This is a genomic window from Limnohabitans sp. WS1, from assembly GCF_003063265.1.
Lineage (GTDB): Bacteria > Pseudomonadota > Gammaproteobacteria > Burkholderiales > Burkholderiaceae_C > Limnohabitans_A.
Window position 1 is genome coordinate 110,515 of sequence record NZ_NERU01000015.1, and the last position, 8,958, is coordinate 119,472.

General features: G+C 61.0%; 7 protein-coding genes and 1 riboswitch. Of the genes, 4 read left to right on the plus strand and 3 right to left on the minus strand.

What is annotated here, in order from left to right:
• Positions 1-802: 802 nt before the first annotated feature.
• The 3 genes from B9Z48_RS16605 to B9Z48_RS16615 all read right to left on the minus strand — a co-directional run bounded on the left by B9Z48_RS16605 (position 803) and on the right by B9Z48_RS16615 (position 3,206).
• On the minus strand, positions 803-2,431 hold the full coding sequence (locus B9Z48_RS16605) for a peptide chain release factor 3 (protein WP_108372276.1): 1,629 nt from the start codon (positions 2,429-2,431) through the stop codon (positions 803-805).
• A 189-nt stretch (positions 2,432-2,620) separates the two neighbouring features.
• Entirely contained in the window at positions 2,621-2,989 is a 369-nt protein-coding gene (locus tag B9Z48_RS16610) for a type II toxin-antitoxin system PemK/MazF family toxin (protein ID WP_108379874.1), read from the minus strand.
• Complete coding sequence (locus B9Z48_RS16615; RefSeq protein ID WP_108379876.1) at positions 2,976-3,206, minus strand: antitoxin of toxin-antitoxin stability system; 231 nt, start codon at positions 3,204-3,206, stop codon at positions 2,976-2,978. Before B9Z48_RS16615 ends, B9Z48_RS16610 begins: the two co-directional genes overlap by 14 nt.
• Before the next feature lie 278 nt (positions 3,207-3,484).
• A riboswitch (S-adenosyl-L-homocysteine riboswitch) is annotated at positions 3,485-3,576 on the plus strand.
• A gap of 82 nt (positions 3,577-3,658) precedes the next feature.
• On the opposite strand from B9Z48_RS16615, the gene ahcY reads away from it, so the two are divergent.
• From ahcY to B9Z48_RS16640, 4 genes are all read left to right on the plus strand, one after another.
• Positions 3,659-5,092 carry an adenosylhomocysteinase gene (gene ahcY, locus B9Z48_RS16620; RefSeq protein WP_089963788.1) on the plus strand — a complete coding sequence of 478 codons (1,434 nt, stop codon included), beginning with the start codon at positions 3,659-3,661 and terminating at the stop codon, positions 5,090-5,092.
• Between the two features lie 178 nt (positions 5,093-5,270).
• Positions 5,271-6,119, plus strand: coding sequence for a TlyA family RNA methyltransferase (locus B9Z48_RS16625; RefSeq protein WP_108379878.1), 849 nt, complete (start codon positions 5,271-5,273; stop codon positions 6,117-6,119).
• 18 nt (positions 6,120-6,137) lie between these two features.
• Positions 6,138-6,974, plus strand: a complete 837-nt coding sequence (metF, locus tag B9Z48_RS16630) for a methylenetetrahydrofolate reductase [NAD(P)H] (RefSeq protein WP_108379880.1) — start codon at positions 6,138-6,140, stop codon at positions 6,972-6,974.
• A 477-nt stretch (positions 6,975-7,451) separates the two neighbouring features.
• Positions 7,452-8,408: a LysR substrate-binding domain-containing protein gene (locus tag B9Z48_RS16640; protein ID WP_108379882.1), complete on the plus strand. Its 957-nt coding sequence runs from the start codon at positions 7,452-7,454 to the stop codon at positions 8,406-8,408.
• Positions 8,409-8,958 lie beyond the last annotated feature (550 nt).

Genomic DNA, 8,958 nt, shown 5'->3' on the forward strand with positions numbered 1-8,958 from the left:
CGGGGCGATGCTTGGTGGTCCACAAGGCTTATCGCGACGGGGGCGTCGCTCCTACAAGGGGATGCCTGCGTTTTGTAGGAGCCCCGCCCTCGGGGCGATTCTTGGTGGTCCATAAGGCTTATCGCGACGGGGGCGTCGCTCCTACAAGGGGATGTCTGCTTTTTGTAGGAGCCCCGCCCTCGGGGCGATTCTTGGTGGTCCACAAGGCTTATCGCGACGGGGGCGTCGCTCCTACAAGGGGATGCCTGCATTTTGTAGGAGCCCCGCCCTCGGGGCGATGCTTGGTTGTCTGCGGGGGTTATCGCGACGGGGGCGTCGCTCCTACAAGGGGATGCCTGCGTTTTGTAGGAGCCCCGCCCTCGGGGCGATGCTTGGTGGTCCACAAGGCTTATCGCGACGAGGGCGTCGCTCCTACAGGGGGATGCCTGCGTTTTGTAGGAGCCCCGCCCTCGGGGCGATGGGTGGTGGTCCACAAGGCTTATCGCGACGAGGGCGTCGCTCCTACAGGGGGATGTCTGCATTTTGTAGGAGCCCCGCCCTCGGGGCGATGCTTGGTGGTCCACAAGGCTTATCGCGACGAGGGCGTCGCTCCTACAAGGGTATGCCTGCGTTTTGTAGGAGCCCCGCCCTCGGGGCGATTCTTGGTGGTCCACAAGGCTTATCGCGACGAGGGCGTCGCTCCTACAAGGGGATGCCTGCAATTTGTAGGAGCCCCGCCCTCGGGGCGATTCTTGGTGGTCCATAAGGCTTATCGCGACGAGGGCGTCGCTCCCACAAGGGAGACGCCCAATGCCAAACTCATTCAGCCCGCGCTGCCCAACGCCAATCCCGCGTGTTCGCGCAGCGGGTGGAAGTGTATTTTGGGAAAGCGTTCTTGCGCCAGGCGCACGTCGTAAGGGCTGGTGCACAAATACGCCAAGGTGCCGGCCGCGTCGAGCGACATGCGCTGCGGGTAGGCGTTGGTGAACTCACGCAGCTCGGCCGGGGTGTCGGCGGTGATCCAGCGGGCGCCGGTGTACTGGCAGCCTTCCAGTCGCACATCGCAGTCGTATTCGGCTTTGAGGCGGTGCTGCACCACTTCAAACTGCAGCTGACCCACTGCGCCGAGCAGCATGGGACCGCCGATTTCGGGTTTGAAAACCTGGATCGCGCCTTCTTCACCCAACTGGTCCAAGCCGGTTTGCAGTTGCTTGGTGCGCAGCGGGTTCTTCAGGATCACGGTCATGAAGAGTTCGGGTGCAAAAAACGGCAGGCCGGTGAATTGCAAATTCGCGCCGTCGGTGATGGTGTCCCCCAGCTGCACGCCGCCATGGGTGGTAAAGCCAATGATGTCACCCGCAAAGGCCTCTTCCACAGCTTCGCGACGTTGGCTCATGAAGGTCACCACGCTGGTGGGCCGCAGCTCTTTGCCCGTGCGCTGCACCTTGAGCTTCATGCCGGGGGTGTATTTGCCAGACGCCATGCGCACAAAAGCGATGCGGTCGCGGTGGTTGGCGTCCATATTGGCCTGCACCTTGAACACCACGCCCGAGAATGCGCTGTCTTCGGGCTGGATTTCTTTGACCACGGGCTGCTTGTTGACCAGCAAGTTGCTGGTGCGGGGCTTGGGCGCGGGGGCTAAATCGACCAGGGCGTCCAGCACTTCCATCACGCCGAAGTTGTTCACACCGGAGCCAAAGAACACGGGTGTTTGTTTGCCTGCCAAGAAGGCCGCTTCGTCAAACGCGGGCGATGCGCCGGTGGCCAGCTCCATGCTGTCCATGGCGGTCTGCCACTCCAGGCCAAAGCGCTCGGCCAGTTGGGCTTGCTCGGTGAGGGGAATGGTCTCGAAGTCTTGCGGCAGGCGTTCGCTGCCGGAGTCAAACACCGTCATGGCCTGCGTGCGCAAGTTGATGATGCCGCCGAAGCTCTTGCCCTGGCCCACGGGCCAGGTCATGGGCACGCAGGGCATGCCCAGCTCGCGCTCGACTTCGTCAAGGATGTCGAGCGGGTCGCGCACTTCGCGGTCCATCTTGTTCACAAAGGTGATGATGGGCGTGTCGCGCTGACGGCAGACCTCGATCAGGCGGCGGGTTTGTGCTTCCACGCCGTTGGCCGCGTCAATGACCATGAGCGCCGAGTCCACCGCCGTGAGCACGCGGTAGGTGTCTTCGGAAAAGTCCTTGTGGCCGGGGGTGTCGAGCAGGTTGATGACGTGCTCGCGGTAGAGCATTTGCATCACGGACGAAGCGACTGAAATGCCCCGCTGCTTTTCGATTTCCATCCAGTCCGATGTGGCGTGGCGCGAGGCCTTGCGGGCCTTGACCGAACCGGCAATCTGGATCGCGCCCGAGAACAGCAAGAGCTTTTCGGTCAGCGTGGTTTTACCGGCGTCGGGGTGCGAAATGATGGCAAAAGTCCGGCGGCGCCGGGTTTCATTGGCGTAGGTCACAAGGGGGTCCTGATCGGGGTGGCACCGCAGGGGGTGCTGAGCGGGCGGCCAAGGGTGGTCGCGATGGGGGAGATTTTAACGGGCCAAGGGGGGGCCTTGTGGGCGCTGGGGCCGGTCAAATGCAGCCCCAATTCTCACCCTGTGCTTTGTTCGTGCGTGGCAGATTCAAGGCGCTCAGTGTGAATCCCTTCAACGTCCAACCAGCAGCTTGAGTGCTTCTTCGACTTTTTTAAGATGGTTGCTGCTCAGTGTGGCAAGCGGCTGCGTGCCCATGAACCGTTGGTTGGAGATGGCGCGAATCTGGTCGATGAGCAAATCAGTTTCCTGGATGAGCCCGGCTTGGTTGACCAAGGCAATTCGCAAAGGAAAGTAGTCTTGGTCACGCCTTATTTGTGTTGTCCCCACCACCACAATGGTGGTGGGATGCCCGGCCCGGTTTAACAAATCGGTCTGAATGACCAGGGCCGGTCTGTTGCGTTTTCCGGGTTCTTCTTTGTGGGCCTGAGGCTCGAAATTGACTTCCCAGATTTGGCCCCGCAAGACCTTAATGGAGGCCATCTTCGAGCGAGTCCTCAAGCGATTCATTCAGACTCAGGTGATCAGCGGAGAGTGCTTTGGAGAGCATCGCCATGCGCTGCGCCATGACCTGCTCGTTTTTCTCCCGAACAGCCTGACGAATGTAGTCAGAGCTCTTTAAACCCAGCAGGCTGGCCAGCGCACGGGTTTGCTCGGCGAACTCGTCACCGGCTCGAAATGAAAGCGTGGCGGCATGCATGGTGATCTCCTTGTGGTTGAAAATGAACTTACAAAAGCTATGGCAAAAATTGTAATACGTTTTTGTGTGTGGAATTTGTCGTCATTGAAGGTGGTCGCTGGACAGGGCCCGTGCCTTGCGGGCGCTGGCACGCTACGAAACTCCCCGCAGGAGCGACGCCCTCGTCGCGAAAAGCCCCGTAAACAACGACCCATCGCCCCGGGGCTTCAATTGACCGAAAAAACATGTCTTTTCATCAAGACGGCTATCGGGTGGCTCGGTAGTCGTTACAATGCCCAACTTCCGAGGAGCGTTGCAGCGCCCACCAGCCCCAAAGCTGGCAGCAGGCGTGAGGCTCGGAACCTTCAAACAGCAACGACGCTCATCCACACGACGTGCGGTGAGCCTGTACCTTCCATTCAGTGCTTTCATCCATGCGTGTGGCTTTTTCACATTGCTTTGGAGCTTTTCTCATGAATGCACGTATGCCTTCCACCGTTAACGCTGATTGCGTGATTGCCGACATCGGCCTGGCCGATTGGGGCCGCAAAGAAATCAAAATCGCCGAGACCGAAATGCCCGGCCTGATGGCCATCCGCGAAGAGTTCAACGCAGCGCAGCCCTTGAAGGGCGCTCGCATCACCGGCTCGCTGCACATGACCATCCAGACGGCCGTGCTGATCGAGACCCTGCAAGCCCTGGGCGCTGACGTGCGTTGGGCTTCTTGCAACATCTTCTCGACCCAAGACCACGCCGCTGCGGCGATTGCCGCCAAGGGCACGCCCGTTTTTGCCATCAAGGGCGAGACCCTGGCCGACTATTGGGATTACACCCACCGCATTTTTGACTTTGGCCCCGCAGGCACGCCCGGCGAAGGCCCCAACATGATCTTGGACGACGGCGGCGACGCCACCTTGCTCATGCACTTGGGCAAGCGTGCCGAAACCGACGCATCTCTCATCGCCAACCCCACCAGCGAAGAAGAGACCTGCCTCTTCAACGCCATCAAAGCCAAGCTGGCCGTGGACCCCACCTGGTACAGCCGCAAGGGTGCGCACATCATTGGCGTGACCGAAGAGACCACCACCGGCGTGTTGCGCCTGAACGAAATGGCCGCCAAGGGCAGCCTGATGTTCCGCGCCATCAACGTGAACGATTCGGTGACCAAGAGCAAGTTCGACAACCTGTACGGCTGCCGCGAATCCTTGGTGGACTCCATCAAGCGCGCGACCGACGTGATGATCGCCGGCAAAGTGGCTGTGGTGGCCGGTTACGGTGACGTGGGCAAGGGCTCGGCCCAAGCCCTGCGCGCCCTGAGCGCCCAAGTCTGGGTGACCGAGATCGACCCGATCAACGCCCTGCAAGCCGCGATGGAAGGCTTCAAGGTCGTGACCATGGAATACGCCGCTGACAAGTGCGACATCTTCGTGTCGGCCACCGGCAACAAGAACGTGATCCGTTACGAGCACATGGCCGCCATGAAGGACGAAGCCATCGTCTGCAACATCGGTCACTTCGACAACGAGATCGACGTCGCTTCGCTGGACAAGTGCCAGTGGGACGAGATCAAGCCTCAAGTCGACCACGTCATCTTCCCCGATGGCAAGAAGATCACCTTGTTGGCCAAAGGCCGCTTGGTGAACCTGGGCTGCGCCACTGGCCACCCCAGCTTTGTGATGTCGTCTTCGTTCGCCAACCAGACCATTGCCCAGATCGAGTTGTTCACCAAGCAAGACCAGTACGAGTCCGGCAAGGTCTATGTGTTGCCCAAGCACCTCGATGAGAAGGTCGCACGTTTGCACCTGAAGAAAGTCGGCGCGATGCTGACCGAACTCAGCGACGAGCAAGCGTCATACATCGGTGTGTCGAAAAACGGCCCGTACAAGGCCGACACTTACCGCTATTGATGCGCTGAGTGGGTTGAGGGGTTCAGCCTTCGTGGTGTTTTTTCGACATCACGTCGGGGCTGAAGCCGCCGACCTACAGATGCCGCTCCGTAGGTCGGTGGCTTTAGCCCCGACATGTTCGTCCCGCCACCATCGCCTGCTGATCCCTCCCACCCTTGTTTGATTGAAACCCCACCGCATGCGCATTGACCAACTTCTCGTCGAACGTGGCTTGGCCGCCTCCCGCTCACAAGCCCAGCGACTCATTGCTGGGGGTGTGAAGTGGCAGCAGCCCGACGGGACTTGGCGTGCCATTGTCAAAAACCGCGATGAGGTGCCGGAGGGTGCCGCACTGGAGCTGCTGGACGATGCCGAGTCGCGCTATGTGTCGCGTGGCGGCCTCAAGCTCGAAGGCGCATTGAAGGCCACGGGTGTGCAGGTGGACGGTTTGCGCTGTCTGGATGTGGGCCAAAGCACAGGCGGCTTCACCGACTGTTTGCTTCAGCACGGCGCGGCCGAGGTGGTGGGCATTGACGTGGGCCATGCCCAGGTGCATCCACGCATCAGTCAGGATGAACGGGTGATCTGCATCGAAGGCGTGAATGCCCGCGAGCTGGAGCCCGGTGACGAGCGCATTCCCGATGCGCTGGAAGGCTTTGACCTGATGGTGGGCGATGTGTCCTTTATCTCGCTGACCTTGGTGCTACCGGGCGTGGTGCATTTGCTCAAACCCACGGGCCAGTTGCTCATGCTGGTCAAACCCCAGTTTGAGCTGCAGCCGGGCCAAGTGGGCAAGGGCGGCATCGTGAAAGACGACACGCATTTCCCCTTCATCGAAAACCGCGTGCGCACGGCTTTGACCGAATTGGGCATGAAGGTCACCGCATGGCTGGACAGCCCAATCGCGGGCGGTGATGGCAACCATGAATTTTTTGTGCAGGCCTGCTGGCCCGACCCGGCGGCCGTTTTGCCCGCACGCGAGGCCACCCGTGTGGCGCACGAGGCCGATCTGGCCGCCAAGGCCTATGCCAAGGCCAACGACTATTGAATTTTTGAAGGTGTTGTGATGTCTGGTTTGAAACTGCCCATCAGCTTGGAATTTTTTCCACCCAAAACGCCCGAAGGTGCAGAAAAATTGCGCGGTGTGCGCGAGAAGTTGTACGCCCTGAAGCCTGAGTTTTGCTCGGTCACTTACGGCGCAGGCGGCTCGACGCAAGAGGGCACCTTTTCCACCGTGAGCGCCATCCTGAGCGAGGGCGTTGCAGCCGCTTCGCACTTTTCGTGCATTGGTGCGACCAAGGCATCGGTGCGCGAAGAGTTGGCCACCCTCAAGGCCATGGGCGTCAAGCGCCTGGTGGCTTTGCGCGGCGACTTGCCCAGCGGCTATGGCGCAGGTGGCGAGTTCCACTACGCCAGCGATCTGGTGGCCTTTATCCGGGCCGAGACGGGTGACGATTTCCACATCGAAGTGGCGGCCTACCCCGAAATCCACCCCCAAGCCAAGTCGCCCGAGTCCGACTTGCAGGCTTTTGCCACCAAGGTCAAGGCCGGTGCCAATTCAGCCATCACGCAATATTTTTACAACAGCGACGCCTACTTCCGCTTTGTAGACGATGCCTACAAACTCGGTGTGGACGTGCCCGTGGTGCCCGGCATCATGCCCATCACCAGTTCCTCGCAGCTGCTGCGTTTTTCCGACGCTTGTGGTGCCGAGATCCCGCGCTGGATCCGCTTGCGTTTGCAAGGCTATGGCGATGATGTGGAGTCCATCAAGGCCTTTGGCCTGGATGTGGTGAGTGACCTGTGCGAGCAGCTCATGAACGGCGGCGTGCCCGCCATTCACTTCTACACCATGAACCAAAGCGCCTCCACCACCGAGATCGTGCGCCGCTGCAATTTGTAAAAGCCCGCCCTGAGGTCACTGGCTGACTGCCTGTTTGTAGGAGCCCCGCCCCCGGGGCGATGGGGCGTGGTCTGCGAGGCTTGATCGCGACGAAGGCGTCGCTCCTACAAAATGTAGGAGCCCCGCCCCCGGGGCGATGGGGCGTGGTCTGCGAGGCTTGATCGCGACGAGGGCGTCGCTCCTACAAAATGTAGGAGCCCCGCCCCCGGGGCGATGGGGTGTGGTCTGCGAAGCTTGATCGCGACGAGGGCGTCGCTCCTACAAGGGAAATATGGAGCCATGCAACAGGGTCACTGGCAGCCTGCCTGTTTGTAGGAGCCCCGCCCCCGGGGCGATGAGTGGTGGTCTGCGAGGCTTGATCGCGACGAGGGCGTCGCTCCTACAAAGCCCCAAAGGCCCAAAGGCCCAAAGGCCCAAAGGCCCAACGCCCCAACGCCCCAACGCCCCAACGCCCCAACGCTCAACCATAATCGCGCCATGGAAACGAAATGGTTGGAAGATTTTGTAAGCCTGGCTGAAACGCGCAGTTTCAGCCGTTCGGCGCAGTTGCGGCATGTCACGCAGCCCGCATTTTCGAGGCGTATTCAGTCGCTGGAGGCGTGGGCCGGGGCGGATTTGGTGGACCGCAGCTCTTACCCCGCCAGCTTGACCCCCGCCGGGGAGACTTTGTACGGACAGGCCCTGGAGTTGCTGCAGTCCTTGCAGACCACCCGCGCCATGCTGCGCAGCCATGCCAGTGCGGGGCAGGATGTGCTGGAGTTTGCGGTGCCGCACACTTTGGCGTTGACCTTTTTTCCTGCTTGGTTGGCACGTTTGCGCGAGGGTTTTGGGCCCATCAAAACCCGGCTCATGGCCTTGAATGTGCACGATGCCGCCATGCGCTTGGTGGAAGGGGGCTGTGATGTGTTGATCGCTTATCACCACCCCTCACAGCCCTTGCAGCTGGACCCAGAGCGTTACGACATGGTGGTGCTGGGCCATGAGGAGATGGCCCCTTACGTGAAGGCCGATGCAGCGGGTGAGCCTTTGTTTCGTTTGCCCGGCAGCAGTGCCAGGCCTTTGCCCTATTTGGGTTATGCCCCTGGGGCTTATTTGGGGGCGGTGACCGATTGGATGTTGAAGCAATCGGGCACGGTGATCCATGTGGACCGCGTGTACGAGACCGACATGGCCGAGGGTTTGAAGGGCATGGCGCTTGAGGGGCATGGCCTGGCGTTTTTGCCGCAAAGTGCGGTGACCAAGGAATTCGAGTCGGGTGCTTTGGTGCGTGCTTTTTTGCCGCACGAACCGCCCATGGTGCTGACCATGGAGGTGCGGGCTTACCGCGAAAAGTCACGCCACAAGCCCTTGGCAGGTCGCTCGGTGCAAGATTTGTGGGCCTATTTGGTCCGCACAGCCGTCGATTCAGGCAGCGATGGGGGCCTTGCCACTTGAGCGTTTTTGTCTGGGTGGTGGTCTGCAAGGCTTGATCGCGACGAGGGCGTCGCTCCTACAGGGGGGAGATGTGGAGCCATGCATCAGGGAGATGGCTGACTGCCTCTGTGTAGGAGCCCCGCCCTCGGGGCGATGGGTGGTGGTCTGCGGGGTTTGATCGCGACGAGGGCGTCGCTCCTACAGGGGGAATGTGGGAGCCCAGTTACAGGGGCCATGGCTGATTGCTTCTATGTAGGAGCCCCGCCCCCGGGGCGATGGGGCGTGGTCTGCGAGGCTTGATCGCGACGAGGGCGTCGCTCCTACAGGGGGAATGTGGGAGCCCAGTTACAGGGGCCATGGCTGATTGCTTCTATGTAGGAGCCCCGCCCCCGGGGCGATGGGTGGTGGTCTGCGAGGCTTGATCGCGACGAGGGCGTCGCTCCTAGTGCGCCCGTGAAGGCGCGTACACAGCATGGTGAGAGTCCATGTCGGGGTAAGCCAAGGCCCCGTAGTCGAAGGTAACTGCGTCGCTGCGAAGCGGGGTGGGGAGCAACCGGAGGCGAACTGGCGG

Excerpts from the sequence above, each read along its gene's own strand:
- metF (WP_108379880.1), top strand. The coding sequence starts at position 6,138 with ATGTCTGGTTTGAAACTGCCCATCAGCTTGGAATTTTTTCCACCCAAA.
- B9Z48_RS16615 (WP_108379876.1), bottom strand. The coding sequence starts at position 3,206 with ATGCATGCCGCCACGCTTTCATTTCGAGCCGGTGACGAGTTCGCCGAG.
- ahcY (WP_089963788.1), top strand. The coding sequence starts at position 3,659 with ATGAATGCACGTATGCCTTCCACCGTTAACGCTGATTGCGTGATTGCC.
- B9Z48_RS16640 (WP_108379882.1), top strand. The coding sequence starts at position 7,452 with ATGGAAACGAAATGGTTGGAAGATTTTGTAAGCCTGGCTGAAACGCGC.
- B9Z48_RS16610 (WP_108379874.1), bottom strand. The coding sequence starts at position 2,989 with ATGGCCTCCATTAAGGTCTTGCGGGGCCAAATCTGGGAAGTCAATTTC.
- B9Z48_RS16625 (WP_108379878.1), top strand. The coding sequence starts at position 5,271 with ATGCGCATTGACCAACTTCTCGTCGAACGTGGCTTGGCCGCCTCCCGC.